The sequence below is a fragment of the Hydrogenophaga sedimenti genome, assembly GCF_051857515.1.
Taxonomy (GTDB): Bacteria; Pseudomonadota; Gammaproteobacteria; order Burkholderiales; family Burkholderiaceae_C; genus Hydrogenophaga.
This window is the reverse complement of record NZ_JBPZHA010000009.1, coordinates 145,764-172,706: the sequence shown is the minus strand read 5'-3', so window position 1 is coordinate 172,706 and position 26,943 is coordinate 145,764. Positions and strand designations below refer to the sequence as shown.

General features: G+C 65.8%; 24 protein-coding genes and 1 other RNA gene. 13 read left to right on the top strand and 12 right to left on the bottom strand.

Going from position 1 to position 26,943, the window contains the following annotated elements; translation table 11 throughout:
• Positions 1-23 precede the first annotated feature (23 nt).
• From rpsA to gyrA, 6 genes are all read right to left on the bottom strand, one after another.
• Positions 24-1,700: a 30S ribosomal protein S1 gene (gene rpsA, locus ACS5NL_RS15870; RefSeq protein ID WP_439354890.1), complete on the bottom strand. Its 1,677-nt coding sequence runs from the start codon at positions 1,698-1,700 to the stop codon at positions 24-26.
• A gap of 180 nt (positions 1,701-1,880) precedes the next feature.
• Entirely contained in the window at positions 1,881-3,899 is a 2,019-nt protein-coding gene (locus ACS5NL_RS15865) for a bifunctional 3-phosphoshikimate 1-carboxyvinyltransferase/cytidylate kinase (protein WP_439354889.1), read from the bottom strand.
• Between the two features lie 14 nt (positions 3,900-3,913).
• Positions 3,914-4,810 carry a prephenate dehydrogenase gene (locus ACS5NL_RS15860; RefSeq protein ID WP_439354888.1) on the bottom strand — a complete coding sequence of 299 codons (897 nt, stop codon included), beginning with the start codon at positions 4,808-4,810 and terminating at the stop codon, positions 3,914-3,916.
• A gap of 1 nt (position 4,811) precedes the next feature.
• Entirely contained in the window at positions 4,812-5,915 is a 1,104-nt protein-coding gene (pheA, locus tag ACS5NL_RS15855; RefSeq protein WP_439354887.1) for a prephenate dehydratase, read from the bottom strand.
• A complete protein-coding gene (gene serC / locus ACS5NL_RS15850) occupies positions 5,912-7,021 on the bottom strand; it encodes a 3-phosphoserine/phosphohydroxythreonine transaminase (RefSeq protein ID WP_439354886.1) in 1,110 nt (369 codons plus the stop codon). Before serC ends, pheA begins: the two co-directional genes overlap by 4 nt.
• Positions 7,018-9,666, bottom strand: a complete 2,649-nt coding sequence (gene gyrA / locus ACS5NL_RS15845) for a DNA gyrase subunit A (protein WP_439354885.1) — start codon at positions 9,664-9,666, stop codon at positions 7,018-7,020. The genes serC and gyrA overlap by 4 nt, the downstream gene beginning before the upstream one ends.
• Before the next feature lie 251 nt (positions 9,667-9,917).
• Here gyrA and ompA point away from each other — a divergent pair, with 251 nt between their 5' ends.
• From ompA to ACS5NL_RS15810, 7 genes are all read left to right on the top strand, one after another.
• Positions 9,918-10,589, top strand: coding sequence for an outer membrane protein OmpA (ompA, locus tag ACS5NL_RS15840; protein WP_439354884.1), 672 nt, complete (start codon positions 9,918-9,920; stop codon positions 10,587-10,589).
• A 72-nt stretch (positions 10,590-10,661) separates the two neighbouring features.
• The gene (locus ACS5NL_RS15835; RefSeq protein WP_439354883.1) at positions 10,662-11,132 is read left to right on the top strand and encodes a hypothetical protein; all 471 of its coding nucleotides are present in this window, start codon (positions 10,662-10,664) and stop codon (positions 11,130-11,132) included.
• A complete protein-coding gene (locus tag ACS5NL_RS15830; protein ID WP_439354882.1) occupies positions 11,129-12,337 on the top strand; it encodes a hypothetical protein in 1,209 nt (402 codons plus the stop codon). The genes ACS5NL_RS15835 and ACS5NL_RS15830 overlap by 4 nt, the downstream gene beginning before the upstream one ends.
• 21 nt (positions 12,338-12,358) lie before the next feature.
• Positions 12,359-13,063, top strand: coding sequence for a bifunctional 2-polyprenyl-6-hydroxyphenol methylase/3-demethylubiquinol 3-O-methyltransferase UbiG (gene ubiG, locus ACS5NL_RS15825; RefSeq protein ID WP_439354881.1), 705 nt, complete (start codon positions 12,359-12,361; stop codon positions 13,061-13,063).
• A complete protein-coding gene (locus tag ACS5NL_RS15820) occupies positions 13,060-13,731 on the top strand; it encodes an HAD-IA family hydrolase (protein ID WP_439354880.1) in 672 nt (223 codons plus the stop codon). Before ubiG ends, ACS5NL_RS15820 begins: the two co-directional genes overlap by 4 nt.
• A 13-nt stretch (positions 13,732-13,744) precedes the next feature.
• Positions 13,745-14,133, top strand: a transfer-messenger RNA (tmRNA) gene (gene ssrA, locus ACS5NL_RS15815).
• 55 nt (positions 14,134-14,188) lie between these two features.
• Positions 14,189-14,923 carry a 16S rRNA pseudouridine(516) synthase gene (locus tag ACS5NL_RS15810; RefSeq protein ID WP_439354962.1) on the top strand — a complete coding sequence of 245 codons (735 nt, stop codon included), beginning with the start codon at positions 14,189-14,191 and terminating at the stop codon, positions 14,921-14,923.
• 8 nt (positions 14,924-14,931) lie between these two features.
• On the opposite strand, the gene ACS5NL_RS15805 is transcribed toward ACS5NL_RS15810, so the two are convergent.
• Both ACS5NL_RS15805 and ACS5NL_RS15800 read right to left on the bottom strand, forming a co-directional pair.
• On the bottom strand, positions 14,932-15,663 hold the full coding sequence (locus ACS5NL_RS15805) for a hypothetical protein (RefSeq protein WP_439354879.1): 732 nt from the start codon (positions 15,661-15,663) through the stop codon (positions 14,932-14,934).
• A 299-nt stretch (positions 15,664-15,962) separates the two neighbouring features.
• Positions 15,963-16,745, bottom strand: a complete 783-nt coding sequence (locus tag ACS5NL_RS15800; RefSeq protein ID WP_439354878.1) for an alpha/beta fold hydrolase — start codon at positions 16,743-16,745, stop codon at positions 15,963-15,965.
• Positions 16,746-16,839: 94 nt separating this feature from the next.
• On the opposite strand from ACS5NL_RS15800, the gene ACS5NL_RS15795 reads away from it, so the two are divergent.
• From ACS5NL_RS15795 to ntrC, 6 genes are all read left to right on the top strand, one after another.
• The gene (locus ACS5NL_RS15795; RefSeq protein WP_439354877.1) at positions 16,840-17,739 is read left to right on the top strand and encodes an EI24 domain-containing protein; all 900 of its coding nucleotides are present in this window, start codon (positions 16,840-16,842) and stop codon (positions 17,737-17,739) included.
• A gap of 8 nt (positions 17,740-17,747) precedes the next feature.
• On the top strand, positions 17,748-18,581 hold the full coding sequence (locus ACS5NL_RS15790) for a competence/damage-inducible protein A (RefSeq protein ID WP_439354876.1): 834 nt from the start codon (positions 17,748-17,750) through the stop codon (positions 18,579-18,581).
• A 255-nt stretch (positions 18,582-18,836) separates the two neighbouring features.
• Entirely contained in the window at positions 18,837-20,252 is a 1,416-nt protein-coding gene (gene glnA, locus ACS5NL_RS15785; protein ID WP_439354875.1) for a type I glutamate--ammonia ligase, read from the top strand.
• Positions 20,253-20,506: 254 nt separating this feature from the next.
• On the top strand, positions 20,507-20,998 hold the full coding sequence (locus ACS5NL_RS15780) for a hypothetical protein (protein ID WP_439354960.1): 492 nt from the start codon (positions 20,507-20,509) through the stop codon (positions 20,996-20,998).
• A gap of 110 nt (positions 20,999-21,108) precedes the next feature.
• Positions 21,109-22,140, top strand: a complete 1,032-nt coding sequence (glnL, locus tag ACS5NL_RS15775) for a nitrogen regulation protein NR(II) (protein ID WP_439354958.1) — start codon at positions 21,109-21,111, stop codon at positions 22,138-22,140.
• Between the two features lie 38 nt (positions 22,141-22,178).
• The gene (ntrC, locus tag ACS5NL_RS15770) at positions 22,179-23,732 is read left to right on the top strand and encodes a nitrogen regulation protein NR(I) (protein ID WP_439354874.1); all 1,554 of its coding nucleotides are present in this window, start codon (positions 22,179-22,181) and stop codon (positions 23,730-23,732) included.
• Between the two features lie 104 nt (positions 23,733-23,836).
• Here the strand turns inward: ntrC and ACS5NL_RS15765 are convergent, their stop codons facing one another.
• The 4 genes from ACS5NL_RS15765 to ACS5NL_RS15750 are packed head-to-tail and all read right to left on the bottom strand — an operon-like array spanning position 23,837 to position 26,865.
• Positions 23,837-24,601, bottom strand: a complete 765-nt coding sequence (locus ACS5NL_RS15765) for an exodeoxyribonuclease III (protein ID WP_439354873.1) — start codon at positions 24,599-24,601, stop codon at positions 23,837-23,839.
• Between the two features lie 8 nt (positions 24,602-24,609).
• Positions 24,610-25,116: a dihydrofolate reductase gene (locus tag ACS5NL_RS15760; protein WP_439354872.1), complete on the bottom strand. Its 507-nt coding sequence runs from the start codon at positions 25,114-25,116 to the stop codon at positions 24,610-24,612.
• Positions 25,109-26,023 (bottom strand): DMT family transporter, encoded by a 915-nt coding sequence (locus tag ACS5NL_RS15755; RefSeq protein ID WP_439354871.1) that lies wholly within the window; start codon positions 26,021-26,023, stop codon positions 25,109-25,111. Before ACS5NL_RS15755 ends, ACS5NL_RS15760 begins: the two co-directional genes overlap by 8 nt.
• Positions 26,020-26,865, bottom strand: a complete 846-nt coding sequence (locus tag ACS5NL_RS15750) for a thymidylate synthase (RefSeq protein WP_439354870.1) — start codon at positions 26,863-26,865, stop codon at positions 26,020-26,022. Before ACS5NL_RS15750 ends, ACS5NL_RS15755 begins: the two co-directional genes overlap by 4 nt.
• Between the last annotated feature and the right edge of the window lie 78 nt (positions 26,866-26,943).

Sequence of the window (26,943 nt, the reverse complement as noted above, 5' to 3'; positions counted from 1 at the left end):
GCGGTGGGCCATCAGGCCGGATCTCAGTTGTTGCTGTCCAGCTTGGCCTTGAGCAGGGCGCCCAGGTTGGTCGTGCCGGCGTTGCCCGTGTTCTGGTTCAGGCTGGCCATGGCTTCGTTCTGGTCGGCCATGTCCTTGGCCTTGATCGACAGCTGGATGTTGCGGGTCTTGCGATCCACGTTCACCACCACGGCGTTGACTTCGTCGCCTTCCTTGAGCACGTTGCGGGCGTCTTCCACGCGGTCGCGGGAGATTTCCGAAGCGCGCAGGTAGCCGATGACGTCTTCGCCCAGGTCGATTTCAGCGCCCTTGGCGTCCACGGTCTTGACCTTGCCGGTCACCACGGAGCCCTTGTCGTTGACCGACACGAAGGTGCTGAACGGGTCGCCGTCGAGCTGCTTGATGCCCAGGGAGATGCGCTCGCGTTCCACGTCGATGGCCAACACGATGGCTTCGACTTCCTGGCCCTTCTTGAAGTTGCGCACGGCGGCTTCGCCGGCTTCGTTCCAGGACAGGTCGGACAGGTGCACCAGGCCGTCGATACCGGCAGCCAGACCCACGAACACGCCGAAGTCGGTGATCGACTTGATCGGGCCCTTGACGCGGTCACCGCGCTTGGTCTGCTCGGCGAACTCGTGCCAGGGGTTGGCGCGGCACTGCTTCATGCCCAGGGAGATGCGACGCTTGTCTTCGTCGATGTCCAGCACCATGACTTCGACTTCGTCACCCAGCGACACCAGCTTGGACGGGGCCACGTTCTTGTTGGTCCAGTCCATTTCGGAGACGTGCACCAGGCCTTCGATGCCGGGTTCGAGTTCCACGAACGCGCCGTAGTCGGCGATGTTGGTGATCTTGCCGAACATGCGGGTGCCTTGCGGGTAGCGGCGGCCAACGCCCATCCAGGGATCGTCGCCCATCTGCTTCAGACCCAGCGAGACGCGGTGCTTCTCGGTGTCGAACTTCAGGATCTTGGCGGTGATTTCCTGACCCGCCGTCACCACTTCGCTCGGGTGACGGACACGGCGCCAGGCCATGTCGGTGATGTGCAGCAGGCCGTCGATGCCGCCCAGGTCCACGAACGCACCGTATTCGGTGATGTTCTTGACCACGCCGTTGACGATGGCACCTTCCTTGAGGTTTTCCATCAGCTTGGCGCGCTCTTCGCCCATGGAGGCTTCCACCACGGCGCGGCGGCTCAGCACCACGTTGTTGCGCTTGCGGTCGAGCTTGATGACCTTGAATTCCAGGGTCTTGTTCTCGTACGGGGTCAGGTCCTTGGTCGGACGGCTGTCGACCAGAGAGCCCGGCAGGAAGGCGCTGATGCCGTTGACCATGACCTTGAGGCCGCCCTTGACCTTGCTGGAGGTCGTGCCGGTGACGAATTCGCCGGATTCCAGGGCCTTTTCCAGGGCCATCCACGACGCCAGGCGCTTGGCCTTGTCGCGCGACAGCAGGGTGTCGCCGAAGCCGTTTTCGACCGAGTCGATGGCGACGGAGACGAAGTCACCGACCTGGACTTCGAGTTCGCCTTGGTCGTTCTTGAATTCGGCCAGCGGAACATAGGCTTCCGACTTCAGGCCGGCGTTGACCACCACGTGGTTGTGCTCGATGCGCACGACCTCGGCGGTGATGACTTCGCCCGAGCGCATTTCAGCGCGTTTCAGGGACTCTTCGAACAGGGCGGCAAAAGATTCAGACATTGAATTTCCTATAGCCAGTTCAGCGTCGGGGCACAGCACCGCTTGCGCGGCTTGCACGGAAATCGACGGATGGACGGCGTTGACATTGCGGTGCGTGACACCGCGGGTTAAGTGAAAGAACCATCAGGCCTGCGGGTTGTGAACACCCGGCGGGGCCGTCTGGGCCATCGCGATGGCGGATCAGTTGCCCGAATCCACCGGTGTGCCTTGCCACCAGTCCAGAACCTGTTGCACCGAGGTTTCGATGCTCAGGTCGGAGTTGTCCAGCAGCTGGGCGTCTTCGGCGGGCTTCAAGGGGGCGTGAGCCCGGGACATGTCCCGGTGATCACGGGCCTTCAGGTCCGCCAAAAGGTCGTCGATGTTAGCAGGAATTCCCTTGGAAATCAATTGTTTATGGCGTCTCTGGGCCCGCTGTTCGGCGCTCGCGGTCAGGAATACCTTCAAGGCCGCACCCGGGAAGATGACGGTGCCCATGTCGCGCCCGTCGGCCACCAGGCCGGGCAGACGCTGGAAGCCCAGCTGGAGCCCATGCAAGGCTTGCCGGACGGACGGGTACTGCGACACGCGCGAGGCCATGCCGCCGGTGGATTCGAGCCGCAATGGGTCGGTGATGTCGCGACCGCCCAGGAACACTCGGTGGTCCTGGAAGCGCACCGGCAGCCGGGCGGCCAGGCGGGCCAGCGCGGCTTCGTCGTCCAGGTCGATGCCGGCGTCCTGTGCGGCCAGCGCGGCGGCCCGGTAGAGCGCACCCGAATCGAGCAGGTGGTAGCCCAGCCGCTTCGCGACTTCCGAGGCCAGCGTGCCCTTGCCGGACGCGGTGGGGCCGTCGATGCAGATCACGGGAATCCGTTCCACGGGTGTGACGCACAGTTCGAACAGCGCCTCGAAGTAGTCCGGGAAGGTCTTGGCGACGCATTTCGGATCTTCGATGCGCACCCGCACGCCAGCCGGGTTGAACGCGGCCAGCGAAAAACACATGGCGACCCGGTGGTCGTCGTAGGTGTGGATGCTCGCGAACGTCCAGCGGGCGGGGGGCGTGATCCGGATGAAGTCCTGGCCCTCTTCGACCGTGGCGCCGAGCTTTCGGCACTCCTTGGCCATGGCGGCGATGCGGTCGGTTTCCTTGACGCGCCAGCTGGCAATGTTGCGCAGCGTGGTCGTGCCGTCGGCGTACAGCGCCATCACGGCCAGCGTCATGGCAGCGTCGGGGATGTGGTTGCAGTCCAGGTCGATGGCCTTGAGCGGCCACCGTCCCCGGCGAATGTGCAGGCGGTTGGCCTCGCCCGAGATCTCGGCGCCCATGGCGCGAGCCGCCTCGACGAAGCGGATGTCGCCCTGGATCGATGCCAGGCCCACGCCTTCGATGGTCACCCCGTCCGTGCCTTCTCGGGCCGGTGCGATGGCACCCAGCGCAATGAAGTAGCTGGCCGAGGAGGCGTCGCCCTCGACATGCACCAGGCCGGGCGACACATAGCGGCTGCCGGCCGGGATGGTGAAGCGCGACCAGCCTTCGCGCTGCACGTGCACGCCAAAGCGCTGCAGCAGGTTGAGCGTGATCTCGATGTAGGGCTTGGAAATCAGTTCGCCGACGACATCGATCACCACGGGCTGCTCGCGCGCCACCAGCGGAAGGGCCAGCAGCAGGGCGGTCAGGAACTGGCTGGAGACGTCACCGCGCACGCGGATCGGCTGGCCGAGCTTCAGGTCGACCGGCGAGCCGTTGCCCAGCTGCAGCGGCGGGAAGCCTTCCTGCCCGAGGCATTCGACCGGGCAGCCCAGCTGGCGCAGCGCATCGACCAGATCGCCGATGGGGCGTTCGTGCATGCGCGGGATGCCGCTGAGTTCAAAACGGCCACCCTGTTCGGCGGCCAGCAGAGCCAGCGCCGCGGTGAGCGGGCGCATGGCCGTGCCGGCGTTGCCCAGGAACAGCTGGGCGTCCTTGACCGGCAGCTGTCCGCCGAGGCCCTGCACACGGATCACGCCGTCCGGGCGGTGTTCGATGCCGCAACCGAGCTTGGCCAGCGCCGCCAGCATGACGCGCGTGTCGTCCGAGTCGAGCAGGTCGGCGATGTCGGTGTGACCGAGGCTGAGGGCGGCTAGCAGCAGGACGCGGTTGGAAATGCTCTTGGAGCCGGGCAGGCGGACTGTGCCGCCCGCGCTCTGCAGAGCCGGGATGTCGAGATGGTCGATGGCGTACATGCGCGGGAAGGTCGTCAGCTCTGGGGCTTGTGGGCGTTCATGCGCCAGTTCGAACGTGCCTGGCTGGCCTTGTCGATCAGGGCTTCGAGGGCGTCGGGGTCGCTGGAGGCGACGGCGGCCTCGAATGCGTGCAGGGCCCGCTGGAACTGGCGCGATTGCGCGATCAGCTCTTCGCGGTTGGATGTGAGGATGTCGCGCCAGATGCTGGGATCGCTGGCCGCGATGCGGGTGAAGTCGCGAAATCCCGGGCCGGCCAGCGACAGGAACTGCTTGCCGTTCTCCTGGCCGGTGATGGCGTTCATCAGGGCAAAGGCGATCATGTGCGGCAGGTGGCTGACGGCGGCGTAGGCCGCGTCGTGCGATTCGGGCGACATGACCTGCACATGGCAACCCAGTGCGGTCCACAGCTGGGTGGCCTTGTCGACCTGGGGCGCGTCGGTGCGCTCGATCGGGGTCAGGATGACCTGGCGGCCGTGGTACAGCTCGGCGTCCGCGTGCTCCACGCCAGCCTGCTCCTTGCCGGCGATCGGGTGCGCAGGCACGAACACACCGACCTGGTCCTTGAGCACCCGGCGAGCGGCATCGATCACCTCGCGCTTGGTCGAGCCGACGTCCATCACCAGCGTGTCCTTGGACAGCAGGTGGCGGATCGCCTTGAAGGTCGCTTCGGTGGCCGAGACCGGCACCGCCAGCAGCACCAGGTCGGCGCCCGAGACGGCCAGCAGTGCCGATGGCGCCTCGATGTCGATCACGCCCATCTGGCGCGCACGCTCGGTGGTGGACGGCGACTTGCTGTAGCCGACCACGCGCTTGACCAGTCCGGCCTTCTTCAGGGCCAGTGCAAACGAGCCGCCCATCAGCCCGCAGCCGATCAGGCCCAGTTGTTCGAATTTCACAGGGGTCGCGGCCATGTCACTCGCTGACCGGGTAGGCACCCAGCACTTTGTAGAACGCGCACAGGCCCTGGAGTTCTTTCAGGGCCGCTGCGACGTGGGGTTGGGTAGGGTGTCCGGCAATGTCGATGTAGAAGTAGTACTCCCACTGGCCGGACTTGGCCGGGCGCGACTCGAACCGCGTCATCGACACGCCGTTGTTCTTCAGCGGCACCAGCAGGTCGTGCACCGCCCCCGGCCGGTTGGGCACCGACACCACCAGGCTGGTGCAGTCCTTGCCCGAGGCTGGCGGCATGGCCAGGGTCTGGGGCAGGGCGATCACGGCGAAACGCGTGCGGTTGTAGGCCTCGTCCTGGATCGCGTGGGCCACGATGTGCAGGCCGAACTGTGCGGCGGCGCGTTCGCTGGCCAGACCGGCCCAGGCCGGGTTGGTGGCGGCCAGCCTGGCACCTTCGGCGTTGCTGGACACCGCGCGGCGTTCGGCATTGGGCAGGTGCTGCGTGAGCCAGCCCTGGCACTGCGCCAGTGCCTGCGGATGGGCCATCACGACCTCGATGCCGTCGAGGTGGTTGACCTGGCGCAGCAGGTTGTGCCGCACCAGCAGGCTGACTTCGCCCACCACATGCACGGGGGAGCGCAGGAACAGGTCCAGCGAACGGGCGACCACACCTTCGGTGGAGTTCTCCATGCCGACCACGCCGTATTGCGCCGTGCCCGCCGCCGTGGCGTGGAACACCTCGTCGAAGTTGGCGCAATAGATCATGTTCGCGGCGCTGCCGAAGAACTCGATCGCCGCCTGTTCGCAGAAGGTGCCTTGCGGACCCAGCACTGCCACGCGCTGCGGCGCTTCCAGCGCCAGGCAGGCCGACATGATCTCGCGCCAGATCGACGCCACATGCTGGTTGAGCAGCGGCCCCTGGTTGGCGCCCTGGATCTTCTCGATCACCTGGGCCACGCGGTCCGGCCGGAAGAAAGGCGATCCTTCCGCGCGCTTGATCTCGCCCACCTTCTCGGCCACGTTGGCGCGCTGGTTGAGCAGCGAGAGCAGTTGCTGGTCGATGCTGTCGATCTGCACCCGCAGGGCGCCCAGCGCCTCGGATTGAACGGGTTTTGGGGTGGTCATGCGCTGGTCTTTTCGAAATCACGCAGATAGTCCACCAGCGCCTGCACGCCAGCCAGGGGCATGGCGTTGTAGATGCTGGCGCGCATGCCGCCGACCGACTTGTGGCCCTTGAGCTGCAGCAGGCCGCGCTCCTTGGCGCCCGCGAGGAAGGCCTCGTTGCGCGACTCGTCGCGCAGGAAGAAGGGCACGTTCATGCGCGAACGGCAATCCCTGGCAACCTTGTTCACGTAGAACTCGGAGCGGTCGATGAAGTTGTAGAGCAGGGTGGCCTTGGCGATGTTGCGCTCTTCCATGGCCGCGATGCCGGTGAAGGCGCCTTCCTTCTGGCGCTTGAGCCACTGGAACACCAGGCCCGCCATGTAGATGCTGTAGGTCGGGGGCGTGTTGTACATGGAGCCGTTGTCGGCCACGGTCTTGTAGTCGAATGCGCTCGGGCAGATCGACAGCGCCTGGCCCAGCAGGTCTTCGCGCACCACCACCAGCGTCACGCCGGCCGGGCCGAGATTCTTCTGCGCGCCACCGAAAGCCAGGCCGACACGGCTCCAGTCCACCGGGCGCGAAGCCACGTGTGACGAAAAATCGATCACCAGCGGGGCCTTGCTGCCCAGCGCCTTGAGGTCGGGCAGTTCGTGGAACTCCACGCCGTGGATGGTCTCGTTGCTGCAGAGGTGCACGTACTGTGCGTCCGCGCCCAGCTTCCAGCTGGCCGGCGCGGGCAGGCTGGTGTGGCCGTCGGCCTCGTTGCTGGCGATCACGGTCGGGGCAGCGTACTTGCGGGCTTCCTTGGCCGATTTCTGGCTCCAGCTGCCGGTGACCACGAAGTCCGCCGCGCCGCCACGCGAGAGGTTCAGCGGCACGATGGCGTTTTCCGCCAGTCCGCCGCCCTGCATGAACAGGATGCGGAAGTTCGCCGGCACCGCCAGCAGTTCACGCAGATCGGCTTCGGCCTGTGCGGCGATGGACATGAACTCCTTGCCGCGGTGGCTCATCTCCATCACGCCCATGCCGCTGCCGTTCCAGTCCAGCATTTCGGCCGCGGCCTGCTGCAGCACCTCTTCGGGCATGGCGGCCGGACCGGCCGAGAAGTTGTACGGGCGCTGCGTCATTCGGCGTCACCTGCCGTGTCGTCTGCGCCCTCGGCCGCATCGCCGGCGTTCGCGTCCACGTTGGCATCGTTCTCAACGATGCGCTGAAGACCGGACAGCTCGGCGCCTTCGTCCAGCGCGATCAGCGTCACGCCCTGCGTGGCGCGGCCCATCTCGCGGATCTCGCTCACACGGGTGCGCACCAGCACGCCCTTGTCGGTGATCAGCATGATCTCGTCTTCGCTGTGCACCAGGGTGGCCGCGACCACCTTGCCGTTGCGTTCGCTCTGCTGGATGGCGATCATGCCCTTGGTACCGCGGCCGTGGCGGGTGTATTCGCCGATCGGCGTGCGCTTGCCGTAGCCGTTGATGGTCGCGGTCAGCACGCTCTGCTGCTCGTCCTCGGCCACCAGCATGGCGATCACGCTCTGGCCGTCTTCGATGGTCATGCCACGCACGCCGCGCGCATTGCGACCGAGCGGTCGCACGTCGTTTTCGTCGAAGCGCACGGCCTTGCCTCCGTCGCTGAACAGCATCACGTCGTGCTGGCCATCGGTCAGCGCGGCGCCGATCAGGAAGTCGCCTTCATCGAGGTTGACCGCGATGATGCCGCCCTTGCGCGGGTTGCTGAATTCGTCCAGCGAGGTCTTCTTCACCGTGCCCATGCTGGTCGCCATGAACACGAAGCGGTTGTCCGGGAAGCTGCGGGCGTCGCCGGTCAGCGGCAGCACCACGTTGATCTTCTCGCCGTCCTGCAGCGGGAACATGTTGACGATGGGGCGGCCACGCGAGCCGCGCGAACCGGCGGGCACTTCCCAGACCTTGAGCCAGTACAGGCGGCCCCGGTTGGAGAAGCACAGGATGTAGTCGTGCGTGTTGGCGATGAAGAGCTGGTCGATCCAGTCGTCTTCCTTGGTCGCCGTGGCCTGCTTGCCGCGGCCGCCGCGCTTCTGGGCGCGGTATTCGGACAGCGGCTGGCTCTTGATGTAGCCACTGTGCGATAGCGTGACCACCATGTCGGTGGGCGTGATCAGGTCTTCGGTGCTCAGATCCTGCGCGCTGTGCTCGATCTCGCTGCGGCGGGCGCCCAGCTTGGTCTGGCCGAACTCGTTCTTCACCGCCACCAGTTCTTCCCCGATGATGGTCGAGACACGTTCCGGCTTGGCCAGGATGTCCAGCAGGTCGTCGATGACCGCCATCACATCTTTGTACTCGGCGACGATCTTGTCCTGCTCCAGGCCGGTCAGGCGCTGCAGGCGCATCTGCAGGATTTCCTGGGCCTGCGTTTCCGAGAGGCGGTACAGGCCATCGGCCTGCATGCCGAACTCGCGCTCCAGACCTTCGGGGCGGTAGTCGTCGGCGCTGACCGTGCCGCCGTCCTGCTTGGCCCGGGTCAGCATCTCGCGCACCAGCTGGCTGTCCCAGCTGCGGGTCATCAGCTCGGCCTTGGCCACCGGCGGGGTGGGGCTCTCGCGGATGATCTTGATGAACTCGTCGATGTTGGCCAGCGCGACCGCCAGACCTTCGAGCACGTGGCCGCGCTCGCGGGCCTTGCGCAGCTCGAACACCGTGCGGCGGGTCACCACCTCGCGGCGGTGCTCCAGGAACACCGTGATCAGGTCCTTGAGGTTGCACAACTTGGGCTGACCGTCGATCAGCGCCACCATGTTGATGCCGAAGGTGTCCTGCAGCTGCGTCTGCTTGTACAGGTTGTTGAGCACCACCTCGGGCACTTCGCCGCGCTTGAGTTCGATCACCAGGCGCATGCCGGACTTGTCGGACTCGTCCTGGATGTGGCTGATGCCTTCGAGCTTCTTCTCGTGCACCAGCTCGGCGATGCGCTCCTGCAGTGTCTTCTTGTTGACCTGGTAGGGGATCTCGTCAACGATGATCGCCTGGCGCTGGCCCTTGTCGATGTCTTCGAAATGGCACTTGGCGCGCATCACCACGCGGCCACGGCCGGTGCGGTAGCCGTCCTTGACGCCGTTGATGCCATAGATGATGCCGCCGGTGGGGAAGTCCGGCGCCGGGATGATTTCCATCAGCTCGTCGATGGAGCAGTCCGGGTTCTTGAGCGAATGCAGGCAGGCGTCCACCACCTCGTTCAGGTTGTGTGGCGGGATGTTGGTCGCCATGCCGACCGCGATGCCACCCGAGCCGTTGACCAGCAGGTTGGGCAGGCGGGTCGGCAGCACCAGCGGCTCTTTTTCCGAACCGTCGTAGTTGGGACCGAAATCCACCGTTTCCTTGTCGATGTCCGCGAGCATCTCGTGCGCGATCTTGGACATGCGGATTTCGGTGTAGCGCATGGCCGCTGCGTTGTCGCCGTCGACCGAGCCGAAGTTGCCCTGGCCGTCGACCAGCATGTGACGCAATGAAAAATCCTGCGCCATCCGAACGATGGTGTCGTACACCGCGCTGTCGCCGTGCGGGTGGTATTTACCGATCACGTCGCCCACGATACGGGCCGACTTCTTGTACGGCCGGTTCCAGTCGTTGTTGAGCTCGTGCATGGCGTACAGCACGCGGCGGTGCACCGGCTTGAGACCGTCGCGGGCATCCGGCAGGGCGCGCCCCACGATCACGCTCATGGCGTAGTCGAGGTAGCTGCGGCGCATTTCCTCTTCAAGGCTGATCGGCAGGGTTTCTTTGGCGAACTGGGTCATGAGCGTTGAAGAGGTCTGAAGTCGTCTGGGGAAAACCGATCAATTTTAGTGGACAGGGGGATGGGCACTTCGGGCGTGTCTGTGTTGTGTGTGGGCAACGAGTGGCCCGGCCAGGCCGTCGTGGTTGTCCCGGGGCCGACCCAGGCAAATTGAATGCTTGTGGCACAATGATTTGAGCGTTTCTGGTGGTGGTCACCTTGAGCGCGCTCATTCGAAATCAGCCGTCTGCGGCTTACTCCAAGAGGAAAACCATGAAAAAACTGAACTCAGTGGCAATGCTGTTCGCAACCGCCGCCATGGCATCGGCCGCTTTCGCTGCTCCCTCCAGCGGTACTGCGACGAACGACAACTGGCGCAGCGGCCATGGCAACCTCCAGTGGAAGAACGGTGACGGCACCCTGTGCTGGCGCGATGCCAACTGGACCCCCGCCACCGCTGCCAAGGGCTGCGACGGCGAAATCATTCCCGCACCGGCGCCTGCTCCCGCACCGGCTCCGGTCGCAGCTCCCGCACCGGCCCCGGCGCCTGCTCCCGCACCGGCTCCCGCTCCCGCCGCTCCGGCCGCCACCAAGGTGACCTACGCCGCTGACGCTTTCTTCGACTTCGACAAGGCTGTGCTCAAGCCCGAAGGCAAGGCCAAGCTGGACGACCTGGCCGACAAGGTCAAGGGCATCAACCTCGAAGTCGTGATCGCCGTGGGCCACACCGACTCCAAGGGCACCGACGCCTACAACCAGAAGCTGTCTGTCCGCCGCGCCGAAGCCGTCAAGGCCTATCTGGTGAGCAAGGGCATCGAAAGCAACCGTGTCTACACCGAAGGCAAGGGCGAAGGCCAGCCGGTGGCCGACAACGCCACCAAGGAAGGCCGCGCCAAGAACCGTCGCGTGGAAGTCGAAGTGGTCGGTACCCGCACCAACAAGTAAGACTTGCCCGGCTCGTCTTGCCAAGAAAACCCCAGGCGTGCAAACGCCCGGGGTTTTTTTTCGCCCTGTCGCATGGGAGGGGTGGTCGCGGCGGTGCTGGTCATCGGGGTGGCCCGTGCAGAGGCCTTGCCGCTGCCGGATGAGTGCCTGCAGGCCATGGAACTGCCGGCGGAACGGAGGGTCCTGCTGGGCGTGCTGTCGCCACGCATGGTCTACAGCATGACGGAGTGGCCGAGGATGCGGGCCACGGCCGAGGCCGAGGGCTTCGAGGTCATCGCCTGGCGTTCACCGCTGGTCCCGGAGGCGGAGTGGCGTTCTGCCGTGAGGCAGGCGGGATGGGCCCGAGATGCTTCGAGGCCGGTTCCCGCTGCCTGCATGGCCTGGCTGGGGCGTCCGAACCATTTCCCATACAGCCGCGTGATCGGAACGGAGGGCATGCATCCCTGGCCGATCTGGGGCGTTCTGCCGGAGGCTGCATGGGTCGAATCGCTGCGATGCCGGCGGGATGCCCTGGCTGCTGCCGGTCGGGGCTGCGCGCCATGAATGGCCGTGTCCTCATTCCAGTCGCCTTGCTGTTCGCGGGGCTGGCCACCTGGTCCAGTGGCGCCACCGGGCGCACAGAGGCGCTGGCGTGCATTCCGGCCGTCAGCTATCTGGCGCTGGATGGCCCCATGGTGGGGCTGGACAGCAATGGCGTGCCGGCTCTAGGGACCTATGAGCGCATCAGTCCGGACGGCCGGTTTGTCCTGCGTTCGTATTCGGGAGCGCTGCTCGGAGAGGTTTCTCTGATCGAACTGCCTGGCGACGGCTCGACGGTGGTCACGCGTGTGTTTCGCACGCCGCTGAGCAATGAGGCGTTTCCGGTGCAGGGGAGCTGGCGTTACCTTGTCGATGTCGATGGGCGGCATTTCCGGTTGCGCGATGTGCTGCGCCAGCAGCAGAAAGCCGTGCCCCTGTTCCAGGGCGGGATGCGGGGGTTCTATGCGGCCGCCTCCGAGCTGGATCTTGCTGCGGCGGCCGATCCCGCGCTGGTCTGGATCCGTTCGATGAGTTGGCCGCAGGGCGATCGCGCCGGCCAGGGGACCGGGCCTTTGCAGGTTCGGACGATCGGGGTGAGGGATACCGGCGACAAGGCGGAGGTGGTGGCCGACACCGGTCCGCAATTCATCTGCGGCTCCCGTCATGCGACCGACGGAGGTGTGTACACGCTGCCCATGATCTCGGTCGACGGCAAGGAGTTCTCGGCCATTCCCATCAACCCGCGGGCGGGCCAGCCCTCGATGCGTGTCTACGGGTTGGCAGCGACGGTCCCGGGCGAGCAGCACGCCTGCGATCTGCGCATGGACCTGAAGGCTTCGCCGGGCAAGGCGGTGTTCGCCTTCGCCGGGAGGGCTTCGGCCATGCTGGCCTACACCCACAACGCCAGCGTCTATTTCGTCGACCGGCGCGCCGAGCTGCAGGACCAGGTGTTCCGCATCGACGATGAACGGACCCAGGTGCTGGCCAGCGCCTTTCCAGGGTTCACGAAGGACGGGCGCATCGTGTTCGGGGCCAGCTGGAAGGATTGTTCCGCCCAGGGCGCCTGCGTGAACCGCTCGGGGTACGTGGTCGCCGACCCCTACCAGAACGCCGACTACCGCCAGCAGCTTCAACGCTTCGGGCTGCGCGCCGACAAGGCGTGTATCACCCAGGCCGATGTCCGCAGCGAGCGTCAGCGATTCGCCGATGCCTGGGGCCTGTCGCGCTGAGGCCATGGGAGAATCGGCGGCATGAGCACCGTCAACGCCGATCCGGCCGAACTGGCCAAATTCTCCGACCTGGCCCACCGCTGGTGGGACCCTGAGAGCGAATTCCGTCCCCTGCACCAGATCAACCCGTTGCGGTTGGGCTGGCTCGACGGTCTGGCGCCACTGGCGGGCCAGCGCGTGCTGGACATCGGTTGCGGTGGCGGCATTCTGTCCGATTCGATGGCCCGCAAGGGGGCTGACGTCACCGGCATCGACCTGTCGACCAAGGCCCTGAAGGTGGCTCAGTTGCATGCTCTGGAAGCCGGCACCACCGGGGTGAACTACCGCGAGATCAGTGCCGAGGCGATGGCGCTGGAGCAACCGGCGTCGTTCGACGTGGTGACCTGCATGGAAATGCTGGAGCACGTGCCCGATCCGTCCTCCGTGGTCCGCGCCTGCGCCTCGCTGGTGAAGCCGGGGGGGTGGGTGTTCTTCTCGACCATCAACCGCAACCCGAAGTCGTTCCTGTTTGCCATCGTCGGGGCGGAGTACCTGCTGCGCATGCTGCCCAAGGGCACGCACGAGTACGCCAAGATGATCCGGCCCAGTGAACTGGCGTCGTACTGCCGTGCGGCCGACCTGTCGCTGCAGCAGACGCGGGGCATGGAATACAACCCGCTGACCCAGCGCTACTGGCTCAGCGACGACACGAGCGTGAACTACCTGGTTGCCACCCGCCGGCCATGACGCCGTTTGCCGGCATCCGCTGTGTGCTGTTCGATCTGGACGGCACGTTGATCGACAGTGCCCCCGACCTGGCCGGTGCCGCGAATGCGATGCGCGAGTGCCGCGGGCTCGCGCCGCTGCCGCTGGAACGGTACCGGTCGCACTCGGGTTCCGGTGCGCGTGGCATGTTGAAGGTGGCCTTCGGGGTTGAACCCGGCCACGCCAGCTTCGATGCGCTCAAGCAAGCGTTCTTCGACGAGTACCAGCAGCGTCTGACGCTGAACACCCGCGCCTTCGATGGTGTGGACCGTTTGATCCGCGCCTTGTCCGGGGCAGGGTTGCCGTGGGGCGTGGTGACCAACAAGGGGCAGCGGTTCACCGTTCCGTTGTTGCAAGCCATGCCGCTGTTCCGCACGGCCGCCACCGTGATCAGCGGCGACACCACCCCGCACGCCAAGCCGCACCCGGCCCCGCTGCTGGAAGCTTCAAGGCAGGTCGGGCTGGCGCCGGCTTCCTGCCTGTATGTGGGCGACGATGTCCGTGATGTGCAAGCCGGACGGGCGGCGGGCATGAGCACCGTGGCGGCGCTGTACGGTTATCTGGGGCCGGACGCCGATGTGGCGGCCTGGGGGGCAGATCGCACGATTTCTGCACCCGAAGAGCTCTTGAAATGGCTGGAACTGCCTTAAACTGACGGGTTCAGGGGCTGCACTGGTTTCGACGTGGGTTCGGACACGCAGCAGGGCATGTCGAGGTTCTGTCACCTCGTTAAACCGCAGAAAAAAACTAACTGCAAACGACGAACGTTTCGCACTCGCCGCTTAATTGCCGGTGAGCTTTGCAACAGCAGGCCTATGGGCTGGGCAAGGGTCCGAACGGCGCAAGCCGCAAGGGTCCAGGCTGCAAAGATAATTTCATAGGCTGGTCGGTCGCCGGGCAACTTGGCGGCCGACGAGATCCAAGGTTGCTGGCGTCCCGCAAAGCGTGCTGCTGCGCGTTGCGGGAAGCGAGATCCAAAACAGACGGCTACACATGTAGAACTGCGCGAAGAAGGCTTGCGGACGGGGGTTCAAATCCCCCCAGCTCCACCACTCAACAGCCCCTCGGTCGACAACGACCGGGGGGCTTTGCTTTTGGCGTCTCATGCTGGCACTGGGCGAAGTATTGTTTTCACAGGGTTTTGGCACCCGGCGCGTCTGCAGCGGTCTGGTGCAGATGGGGCACGTCCAGCTGGGCGAGGAGCGCCTGGCTTGCGAGGATCCTGGTCTGGAGGTGGACACCGACGGCCTGGTGTTCTGGGTGCAGGGCGTGCGCTGGCAATACCAGGAGCGTGCCTATCTGATGCTGCACAAGCCGGCCGGTTACGAGTGCTCGCAGAAACCCAGCACCTATCCCAGCGTCTATACCCTGTTGCCGGGGCCTTTGCGGCAGCGTGGCGGTGGTGCCGCGGCAGGGGTGCAGGCCGTGGGCCGGCTCGATCAGGACACGACCGGTCTGCTGCTGATGACCGACGATGGAAAGTTCATCCATCGCCTGACCTCACCCCGTCACCACGTGCCCAAGGTCTATGAGGTCACGGTCAAACACCCGCTTGATGATCGGCAGGTGTCCAGGCTGCTGGAAGGGGTGGTGCTGGACGACGACCCGGCGCCGGTGCGCGCCGCAGAATGCCGGGCCGTTGGAACGCATGCCTTGGAGCTGACACTGACCGAGGGCAAATACCACCAGGTCAAACGCATGGTGGCGGCGGTGGGCAACCGGGTCGAGGCTCTGCACCGTTCGCGCATCGGTGAGCTCAGCCTGGCGGAGGATCTGCCCGCGGGCCAGTGGCGCTGGCTGACCGGTGACGAAGTGGATGCGCTGACCCGCAAGCGGGCGTAGGGCCGGTTTCAGAGCAGATCGCCCTTGCGGCTGTCCAGCGGGATGATGAACGAGTTGTCCTGCCACTGCGAGCCGAGATCGCTGACGCGGGAGTCGCCAGTCGTGCTGCCCGGCCAGGTCGACAGCGGGCTGAAGTCGCTGTGGCGGTTGTTGCGCTGGCGGGTGATGGCCGAGCGCAGGTTGGCTTGCGCCGCGATGATGGCCCGCTCTTCCTGCTCGCGTTCCCGCAGGGTCTGCGCCGTCGGCGTCTCACCCAGGAACTCGGCACGGATCTCGGAAACGGTCGGCAGGTTGGACGAGCGCACCACCCAGTAGGGCAGACCGCACTGGGTCAGCAGGGAGTGTTTGATCTGCCGGGTGCTTCTCGGAATGCCGGTGCGGCCCGGGACATCGACGCAGCCGACCACGCGGCCGTCGGTCTTGCAGATGGTGAACGTGCTGTAGACGCCGCCCAGCAGGCGGTACCACTCCATGCCTTCCTCCCGGTTGCGCGGCAGCGTGAAGCGCGTGACCGGCAGCTTGATCATCACGTGATGGTCGTAGAACGCGCGTCCCAGCCAGTGCCAGACCTGGAGTTCTTCGGTGTTGGCAATGGCGCGGGTGTCCAGGGGCCATTGCTTGGGAATCCGCCGCCGGGCCTTGGTCTTGCGCGCATCCCAGGCGCGGTACAGCAGCGCGCCGACACCCAGAAGGGCGGGCGCGAGCAGGGCCAGCAGCCAGGGATTGCTCAACAAGTTCATGGAAAAAGTCGGAAAGCCGAGTTACCAAATGTATTGAATCGGCCGGTAAGCAGGGGGTAAGTGTCGCAATCTGACACGGGAAGAACGTGAATTCCTTGGTGATGAAGGCGTACTTTCAGGCTGGCATGGGCCGGCCTGACCGCAGCGGATGTCCAAAACGGGGGATGAGGTTGGCGTACCGGCGGCGGATGTCCGCAGGACGGGGCAGTCACCCTGGAGGGCGAAGCCCTGAAAACCGGCGGCAATTGTGCCCAAACCGGGGCGAATGGCATATCCCGCGAATGTGGGAGGCGCCAGACTCAGGCCAGATCCCGCAAAAAGCCGCTCAGGCTGGTCGTCAGCAGGTCGGGCTGGTCGCGGTGGGGGCTGTGTCCGCAGTCGGGCAGCGCCAGCAGGGTGGCCCCGGGCACCGCGGCCTGGACGGATCTGAGCTGGTCCATGCTGCCGTACTCATCGTCCAGCCCCTGGATGGCCAGCAACGGAGCACGGATCGACTGGCAGTCGCTGCGGATGTCGAAGCTCCGGAAGGCGGGACTGAGCCAGACGTCGTTCCACTGCCAGAACGCGTTGTCGACATCCCGGTGATGGCGGGCCAGACGTTGCCGCAGGCCGCGCTCGCCGGGGTCGGCCAGGTAGGCCTGCCGCGCCTGTTCGATCGACCGGATTGACACCTCCTCGACAAACAGGTGCGGAGCCATCACCACGCAGGCAGAGACGGGATGGCGGCTGGCGTGCAGCAGGGCGATGGTGGCACCGTCCGAATGCCCGACGAGCACGGGTTGGCGGATGTCCAGCCGACACAGCAGTTCCGGCAGCACTTCCAGAGCCTCCCGGTGCATGTAGTCGGGTTCGTGGCGGCCGATGTGCCAGAAGCCGTCCATCCGGGATTCGCCCCGGACATCCCGGACCGGGTCGGATTGCCCATAGCCGCGGCGGGAGAACAGCCAGCCGGCCCGGCCCGTGGCCGCACACACTTCGCGCGGCCAGTCCCGGCCCCGTTGCGCCCACAGGGACACGCTGCCCAGACCTTCGTGCAGGAACAGCAGCGGGGCCACTTCGGGTGAGCCGGGGATGTGTGCCATTTCCAGTCGCACACCGTGAATGTCGACACTGTCCAATCGGTTCTCCTCGGGCGGGGCAGCGCCGGACCACAGCGAAAACCTGTATTCTGACCGGATGACTCAGCTCTTCGATTCGTTCTGGCGCGCGGTGGCCTATTGCATGCATCCGCGGGTCATCGGTCTTTCGTTCCTGCCGCTGGTGTTGATGGTGGCGCTGTCGTTTGGCCTGGGCTATTTCGGCTGGGACTTTGCCGTCCAGGCGGTGTCCGACTGGCTCCAGGCCTGGTCGCTGGTGCAGAGTTTCCTGGGCTGGCTCGATGGTGTCGGCCTGGGGTACCTGCGCACGGTGTTTGCGCCGCTGGTGGTGCTGGTGCTGGCGACGCCGGTGATCGTGCTGCTGAGCCTGCTGCTGGTCGCGTTTTTCATGACGCCGGCGATGGTGGATCTGGTCGGGCAGCGCCGCTTTGCATCACTGGACAAGAAGCGCGGCGGGTCCCTGTGGGTCAGCCTGGCCTGGTCGCTGGGGTCCACCGTGGTGGCGGCGGTGGCGCTGGTGCTGTCGATGCCGTTCTGGCTGGTGCCGCCGCTGGTCCTCATCCTGCCGCCGCTGATCTGGGGCTGGCTGACCTACCGTGTATTCGCCTTCGACGCGCTTTCGTTGCATGCCAGCACCGCCGAGCGCAAGACCATCCTGCGCGAGCACCGTGGCAGCCTGCTGCTGATGGGCGTGATCAGTGGCTACCTGGGCGCGGCGCCCAGTCTGCTGTGGGCGTCGGGTGCGATGTTTGTCGCCCTGGCGCCGTTGCTGGTGCCGGTGGCGATCTGGATCTACACGCTGGTGTTCGCTTTCTCGTCGCTCTGGTTTGCCCACTTCTGCCTTGCGGCCCTGCAGAAGCTGCGGGCACAGACCGCGGTGGAGGTGGTGGACGCCGTTCCCGGTCAGGCCAGTGGTACCGCGGTCCCTTTGCCGCCGTCTCCGGCCGGTGGAGGCGAACTGCTTCCGCCCCAGTCCTGACGCACACCATGGAAAACACACCGGTCTCCACGCCTGTCTTCGGCCTCATCATCGTTGGCGACGAAATCCTGTCGGGCAAGCGCGCCGACAAACACCTGCCCAAGGTGATCGAACTGCTGTCGGCGCGTGGGCTGTCGCTGTCGTGGGCGCGCTGCATTGGCGATGACCGCCAACGCATCACCGGGGCGCTGCGCGACGCGTTCGCCAGCAGCGACATCGTGTTCAGTTGCGGCGGCATTGGGGCGACGCCCGATGACCACACCCGGCAGTGCGCGGCGGCGGCCCTGGGGCTGGAATTGGTGCTGCATCCGCAGGCGCGCGACCTGATCGAGCAGCGGATGAAGGACCTGGCCTCCGAGCGGGGCGAGACCTACGACCCGGACCGGCCCGACAACGTGCACCGTTTCAACATGGGCGTGTTTCCAGACGGCGCGCGGATCATTCCCAACCCCTACAACAAGATCCCGGGCTTCAGCTGCGACGGGTCCGGCGGCGGGACGGTGCATTTCGTGCCCGGGTTTCCGGTCATGGCCTGGCCAATGATCGAATCGCTGCTGGACAGTCAATATGGGCATCTGCACCGGCGCGGCGAGTGGCTGGAGCGTTCGGTTGTGGTCAAGGGGGCGATGGAGGCGACGCTGACACCTCTGATGGAGGCCATTGAACGTGGGCATCCCGTCAAGGTCTTCAGCCTGCCCAGCGTCGATCACCCGGAGCATGGGCGCCACATTGAACTGGGGGTCAAGGGCACGCCCGACGCGGTGGCCGCGGCCTTCCCGGATCTGCTGGCCGGGTTGCGGCAGCATGGTGCCGACCTAGGCCCTGAATTGGTGCGAAATTGATTGCACCAAAATAGATCATCAAAAGACACCAATTTGGTGCGTTTATGACGAGGGGATGCGATGACCCCTCTTCAGAATTCCGGTGAGCCGGTCGCGCTGGTGGGCGCTTTCCGGGCCGGGGTGGCCCACGGACTGCATGGATAATGCGCGTTGGGCAAGCCAGCCGCTGTCGGTCCGGTTCAGATCGGAATCTGGTGGCACAGAAACTGCTTTTTCCCTTCGCGATTCCACCCACACAGCAACAGGAGCTTTTTGATGGCCAAGACCGTCGCAGACGTGATGCAACTGGTGAAAGACAACGAAGTCAAATTCGTCGACTTCCGTTTCACCGACACCCGTGGCAAGCAGCACCACACCACGGTGCCCGTTTCCCACTTTGACGAAGACAAGTTCATTTCCGGCCACGCCTTTGACGGCTCCTCCATCGCTGGCTGGAAGGGCATCGAAGCATCGGACATGCAGCTGATCCCCGATCCGAACACCGCCAACATCGATCCCTTCTTCGAAGAGACCACGCTGATCCTGTCCTGCGACGTGATCGAGCCGGCCGACGGCAAGTCCTACGATCGCGACCCCCGCTCCATCGCCAAGCGCGCTGAAGCCTACCTGAAGGCATCTGGCCTGGGCGACACCGCCTACTTCGGTCCGGAACCCGAATTCTTCCTGTTCGATGGCGTGCGCTGGAGCACCGAGCCGGGCCGCAGCTTCTACGAAATCGAAGAGTACGAAGCTCCCTGGAACACCGGTGCCAAGCTCGAAGGCGGCAACCGTGGCCACCGTCCGTCCGTCAAGGGCGGTTACTTCCCCGTGCCCCCGGTCGACAGCACGCAAGACATGCGCGCCGAGATGGCCCTGATCCTGGAAAGCCTGGGCATTCCCGTCGAAGTGTTCCACCACGAAGTGGCCGGCGCTGGTCAGAACGAAATCGGTACCCGTTTCTCGACCTTGGTCGAGCGCGCCGACTGGACCGTGCTGCAGAAGTACGTGATCCAGAACGTGGCGAACGCCTACGGCAAGACCGCCACCTTCATGCCCAAGCCCTACCACGGTGACAACGGTTCCGGCATGCACGTGCACCAGTCCGTGTGGAAAGACGGCAAGAACCTGTTCGCCGGCGACGGTTACGCCGGCCTGTCCGAGTTCGCGCTGTACTACATCGGCGGCATCATCAAGCACGCCCGTGCCCTGAACGCCATCACCAACCCGGGCACGAACTCGTACAAGCGTCTGGTGCCCCACTTCGAAGCCCCGGTGAAGCTGGCCTACTCGGCCAAGAACCGCTCGGCCTCGATCCGCATCCCGTACGTGGCCAACCCCAAGGGTCGTCGTGTGGAAGCCCGCTTCCCCGATCCCCTGATGAACCCGTACCTGGGCTTCGCGGCCCTGCTGATGGCCGGTCTGGACGGCGTGGAAAACAAGATCCATCCGGGCGAAGCCGCCACCAAGGATCTGTACCACCTGCCGCCGGAAGAGGACAAGCTGGTGCCGACCGTCTGCCACAGCCTGGACCAGGCGCTGGAGTATCTGGACAAGGACCGCGCCTTCCTGACCAAGGGCGGCGTGTTCACCGACTCCATGCTGGACGCCTACATCGACCTGAAGATGACCGAAGTCAACCGCAGCCGCATCGAAGTGGCGCCGGTCGAATTCGACATGTACTTCAGCCTGTGATTGGCCACCCGGGTTTTCCGGGTGTTCCAGGCAAAGAGGACGGCTTCGGCCGTCCTTTTTTTTGTGCCGTCCGCGGGCAAACCAGGGATTCCGGGTCGGGCTCTGGCAATATCGCGCCAATTTTTCGGCCATACTGAAAGATGCCGATGTTTGCGCCCCTGGCGCCAGGAGTGTCCGTGTTGTCCCTATCCGTTGCCGTGGATCCGTTGAAGGTGGTTGCCCTGCTGGCCGTTGCTGCCTGCCTGAGTCCTGTCATGGCGCAGGAGCGCATCTACCGCTGCGGCAACGAGTACACCAACAACGCCACGGTGGCCAAGGCCAAGGGCTGCAAGCCCATGGAGGGCGGCAACATCACGATCATCCAGGGCACGGCGCCCCAGGCGGCACCACGCGCTGCGCAGTCGTCCTCGGCGCCGAAGGCGGCGCCGCGCAACGATTCGTCCGAGCAGCGCGCACGCGACAGCGACGCCCGCCAGATTCTTGAAGCCGAACTGCGCAAGGCCGAGGACCGCCTGGCCCAGGCGCAGAAAGCCTATGCCAACGGACAGCCCGAGAAGGAAGGCATCGAATCGCGCAACCACCAGCGGTACCTCGACCGCGTGGCCGAACTGAAGACGGCGGTGACCCGGGCCGAGGGGGACGTCAATGGCTTGCGGCGCGAGCTCTCGCGCATGGGCGGCACACCGGCGCCGGCCGCACCAGCCGCCGCGGGTTCGCCGGCGGCACCGGAAAGTGCCGCAAAATAGGCCGCTTGATCAAGCACGCCATACCCCCATCCCCGCTTCCCGGCCACGACGCGACAGCGAACGTCCGGGACCCCCTCAGCCCTTCGTCGGCCCTCAGCCGGTTTCATTCGCTGGACCTGCTCGCCACCCTGGTGGCGGTGGTGGGGTCCGACGGTGTGGTGCTGTTTGCCAACGCCGCGCTCGAAGATGCCCTGGGCATTTCCCGCCGCAGCATCAGTGGCGCCCAGCTCCAGGACTGTTTCACAGAACCGCAGCTGCTGGAAAACGCGCTGTCGGGCGCCCGCGTCAACGAGTTCGCGGCCTTGCGTTACGACGCCTGGCTCAAGCGCACGACCCACGATCCGCTGCCGGTGCACGTGGTGGTGGCGCAGACCGAGGTGTCCGGTGAAGTGATTGTCGAGTTGCTGCCGCTGGAGCAGCAGACGCGGCAGGAGCGCGAGGAGCGCCTGATCGACCAGGCGCAGGCCAACAAGGAACTGATCCGCAACCTCGCGCACGAAATCAAGAACCCGCTGGGCGGCATCCGGGGTGCGGCGCAGTTGCTGGAACTCGAGCTCGACAACAAGCAGCTGACCGAATACACCCAGGTCATCATCCACGAGGCCGACCGCCTGCAGTCGCTGGTCGATCGCCTGCTCGCGCCGCACCGCCGACCGCATGTGGTCGGCGACGTCAACATCCACGAAGTCTGCGAGCGTGTGCGTGCGCTGATCGTGGCCGAGTTCCCGCGCGGGCTGAAGGTGATCCGTGACTACGACACCTCGATTCCCGAGTTCCGCGGCGACAAGGAGCAGCTGATCCAGGCGGTGCTCAACATCGCACACAACGCAGCGCAGGCGCTGGCCGAACGCATGGCGGCGGGCGACGCACAGATCACGCTGCGCACCCGCGTGGGCCGGCAGGTGACCTTCGGCAAACAGCGCTATCGGCTGGCACTGGAATTGCATGTGATCGACAACGGGCCGGGCGTGCCCGCGTCGATCAAGGACCGCATCTTTTTCCCGCTGGTGTCGGGGCGTGAAGGTGGTTCCGGGCTGGGGCTGACCCTGGCGCAGACTTTCGTGCAGCAGCACCACGGACTGATCGAATGTGAAAGCGCGCCAGGCCACACGGATTTCAAATTGCTGATTCCGTTGCCATGAAACCGAAACGCCTCGACTGAGGAAGGGAAGACGCACACATGAAGCCGATCTGGATAGTGGATGACGACCAATCGATCCGCTTCGTTCTGGAGAAGGCGCTGTTGCGCGAGAACCTGCCGACCCGCAGCTTCACCAATCCGCAGGAAGTGCTCAAGGCACTGAACGAAACGCCCGAGAGCGAAGGACCGCAGATCCTGGTCAGTGACATCCGCATGCCGGGTGGGTCGGGCCTGGACCTGCTGGAGAAGGTCAAGGAGAAGCTGCCCGGCCTGCCGGTCATCATCATGACCGCGTTCTCCGATCTGGACAGCGCCGTGTCGGCGTTCCAGGGCGGGGCCTTCGAATACCTGCCCAAGCCGTTCGACCTGCCCAAGGCGGTGGAGCTGATCCACCGCGCGGTCGAAGAGAGCCAGCGCGAGGAAGTGGCGCACGAGTCCGTCACCGGTGCGCCGGAAATGCTCGGCCAGGCGCCGGCGATGCAGGACGTGTTCCGTGCCATCGGTCGCCTCTCTCAGAGCCAGGTCACGGTGCTGATCACCGGCGAGTCGGGTTCGGGCAAGGAACTGGTCGCGCGCGCGCTGCACAAGCACTCGCCGCGCGCCGATGGCCCTTTTGTCGCCATCAACACGGCGGCGATTCCGAAAGACCTGCTGGAGTCCGAGCTGTTCGGCCATGAGCGTGGCGCGTTCACCGGTGCGCAGACCATGCGCCGCGGCCGCTTCGAGCAGGCCGAAGGCGGCACGCTGTTCCTCGACGAGATCGGCGACATGCCGTTCGATCTGCAGACGCGCCTGCTGCGCGTGCTGTCCGACGGCCATTTCTACCGCGTCGGCGGCCACAGCGCGGTCAAGGCCAATGTGCGCGTGATCGCTGCGACCCACCAGAACCTGGAGCAGCGGGTCAAGGAAGGTGGCTTCCGCGAAGACCTGTTCCACCGCCTGAACGTGATCCGCCTGCGTCTGCCGGCGCTGCGCGAGCGGCGCGAAGACGTGCCGATGCTCACGCGCTATTTCCTGCAGCAAAGCGCCAAGCAGCTGGGCGTGGAGCCCAAGCGCATCTCCGACCCGGCCCTGCGCCTGCTCAGCGGTTTCGATTTCCCCGGCAACGTGCGCCAGCTCGAAAACGTCTGCCACTGGCTGACCGTGATGGCGCCGGCGCAGGTGATCGAGGTGAAGGACCTGCCGCCGGAGGTGTTGTCCATGGTGGGCTCGGTGGCGGCCGCGCCGGAGCCATCGCTGGTCGGCGCCGAGCCGCAGGTGGTGCCCCCGTTGACGGCCACACCGCCGGCCATGGCGGAATGGGTGCCGGCGGCGGCGCCCGAGCTGGCAATGCCCCTCCAGGGCGGCGTGGTGGCGGCTGCTACGGCTCCGGCCGCAGCCTCTGCCTGGGAAGCCGGCCTGCAGGCCGAAGCGCGCGCACTGCTCGAAGCCGGGCGCACCGATGTCTGGGACGTGCTCACGCGGCGCTTCGAGACCGGCCTGATCCTCACTGCGCTGGCCAACACGCGCGGGCGCCGCATCGAGGCCGCCCACAAGCTGGGCATCGGCCGCAACACCATCACGCGCAAGATCCAGGAACTGGATCTTGAATGACCCCCTGCGGCGCTGACGCGCCTTCCCCCTGAGAGGGGGCAGCATCTGCGGCCCGGCGAAGCCGGTTCCGCGGTGCTTCTGGACGGTTCTCTCGTGGCGGTTCTTCAGTCCAGCGTCAGCACCACGGGTGCGTGGTCGCTGGGCTGCGGGTTCTTGCGCGGTACGCGGTCGACTTCGCAGGCGGTGGTGCGGGCCTTCAGGGCGTCGGTGACCAGGATGTGGTCGATGCGCAGGCCGCGGTTCTTCTGGAAGCCGAGCATGCGGTAGTCCCACCAGCTGAAGGTCTTGGGCGGGTGCTCGAACAGGCGGTGCGCGTCGTGCAGGCCCAGGCCGATCAGACCCTGCAGCTGGTGGCGTTCCTCGGTGGTGCAGTGGATGGTCTCGTGCAGGCCCACCGGGTCCCAGACGTCGGCATCGTCGAAGGTGATGTTGTAGTCGCCCATGAGCACCAGTTGCGGGTGCTGTTGCAGCTCGGCCCGCACCCATTCGCGCATCGCGTCGAGCCAGCGCATCTTGTAGGCGAACTTGTCGCTGCCCGGCTCCTGTCCGTTCGGGAAGTACGCGCCGATCACGCGCACGCCGTCGATGGTGGCGCACAGCACGCGCGACTGCTCGTCTTCAAACCCCGGGATGTTCTTGATGACATCGGCCGCGGGCGTCTTGCTCAGCAGGGCCACGCCGTTGTAGGTCTTCTGCCCGAACCACTGGGCGTGGTAGCCGGCCTCGGTGAAGGCCTGTACCGGGAACTTGTCGTCGGTGAGCTTGAGTTCCTGCAGGGCCAGCACGTCGACCGGGTTGGCGGCCAGCCAGGCCAGCACCTGCGGCAGGCGCACATTGAGGGAGTTGACGTTCCAAGTGGCGAGTTGCATGGGTTTCCTCAGGCGGAGCGGATGTAGGTGACAAAGGCGAAGGGCAGGCCGCTGGCGGCCACGTGCGCCTCGCGCGCGGTTTCGACCCATTCCGGGCCGAGCACCGGGGCGTGGGCGTCGCCCTCGAAGTCCTGCGCGATCTCGGTCACGACGATGCGCCGCGCCAGCGGCAGGGCCAGTGCGTAGACCTGTGCGCCACCGATGACCCAGGCGTCCTGGCCGGCCGGGCACCGCGCGAGTGCATCGGGCAGGCTGTGCACCACTTCGGCGCCTTCGGCGTGCCAGGCATGGTCGTTGGTGAGCACCAGATTCAGGCGCCCCGGCAGCGGCCGGAAGCGTGGCGGCAGCGAGTCCCAGGTCTTGCGGCCCATGATGACCGGGCAACCCATGGTCGTGCGTTTGAAGTGGGCCAGGTCCTCGGGCAGGTGCCAGGGCAGCCGGTTGTCCTTGCCGATCACGCCGTTGGCGGCGCGGGCGTAGATCAGATTGAGGGTGGGGGCGGTGGTCTCAGGCATCGGGCGATTGTGCCGCGCCTGTGCCGCGACGCAGTGCCCCGGTCGGCAGCAGCACGCTGGCGATCGCGACCATCACGAACACCATGGCCAGCCAGTCCTGCCAGTGCGGCATTTCGCCGGTGATGACGGTGGCACTGAGCGTGCCGACCAGCGGGATCGCCATCACGCTCATCGCGCTGGTGGCCGGCGGCAGGTTGCGCGCCAAGCCGAACCAGATCAGCTGCGCGAAGCCGTAGTTGATGAGCACCCCGTAGACCAGGCTGACCCACATGCGGGCGGAGAAGGTCGACGGGCTCGGCAGCGGCTCCAGCGACAGCGCCAGCACCCAGAGCACCGCGCTGCCCAGCAGCAGCATCCAGACCGTGACGACCAGCGGCGAGAGCGTGAGCTGCGCGCGGCGGAACATCAGCGTGCCCAGCGCCCAAGACGCAGCGGCGCCCAGCATCCAGGCCACACCGGCCGGACGGCCCGACAGGCGCTGCAACTCGTGCCACAGCAGCAGGCCGATCGCCAGGCTCACACAGGCCACCGCCAGCCGCACGCGCGGCGTGATGTGCTCGCCGAAGAACGCGGCGCCGAGCAGCACGGTGAAGATGGGCATGGTGAAACCCAGGATGGCGGCGCGGCCCGAGGCCAGTTCCTGCACGCCGAAGATCGACAGCGTGTGCCAGCCCAGCACATTGGGCAGACCCAGCGTGGCGATGGTCAGCCATTCGCGGCCGGCGGGCTTCATGCGTTCGCCCTGGGCCGCGACATAGACGAACAGCCAGCTCGCGCCCAGCAGCATGGTGCTGGCACGGAAGTACAGCGGCGAGAGCTGCTGCAGCGAGAGCTTCATCATGGGCCAGTTGACGCCCCACATGAGCGTGAGGGCCAGCAGCGCCCAGAGCTGGCGGCGGGTGATCAAACCGCCACCGGCGCCTTGATGGCTGGGTGGCATTCGTAGCCGAGCACTTCGAAGTCTTCGTATGCGTAGTCGAAGATCGAGGCCGGCTGGCGTTTGATGTTCAGTGTCGGGTAGGCAAAGGGCTGGCGGGAGAGCTGCAGTTCCACCTGTTCGTGGTGGTTGCTGTAGATGTGGCAGTCGCCGCCGGTCCAGATGAAGTCGCCCACATCGAGGTCGCACTGCTGCGCCAGCATGTGGGTCAGCAGCGCGTAGCTGGCGATGTTGAAGGGCACGCCCAGGAAAATGTCGGCGCTGCGCTGGTAGAGCTGGCAGCTGAGCTTGCCGCGGCCGCCGGGTTCGGTGGCGGGCGCCACGTAGAACTGGAAGAAGGCGTGGCAGGGCATCAGCGCCATCTGGTCCAGGTCGGCCACGTTCCAGGCGCTGACGATGATGCGGCGGCTGTCGGGGGTGCTCTTGAGCTGCTTGATCACCTCGCTGATCTGGTCCACATGCCCACCGCCGGGCTTGGGCCAGTTGCGCCACTGCACGCCGTACACCGGGCCCAGTTCGCCGTCTTCGCGCGCCCATTCGTCCCAGATGGTGCAGCCGCGTTCCTGCAGCCACTTCACATTGGAGTCGCCGCGCAGGAACCACAGCAGCTCGACGATGATGGCCTTCAGAAAGACCTTCTTGGTGGTGACCAGCGGGAAGCCTTCGTTGAGGTCGAAGCGCATCTGGTGGCCGAACACGCTGCGCGTGCCGGTGCCGGTGCGATCGCCCTTCTGCACGCCGTTTTCATAGACGTGGCGCATGAAGTCTTCGTACTGGGAGCGGACGGGGCGGGGGGAGGAAACGGCGGTCATCCCGCCATTTTGCCTGCTCGGTTGTCCCCCTTGCAGCCACCGGCTAGCATCGACCTTTCGCCACCGACCACACCGGAG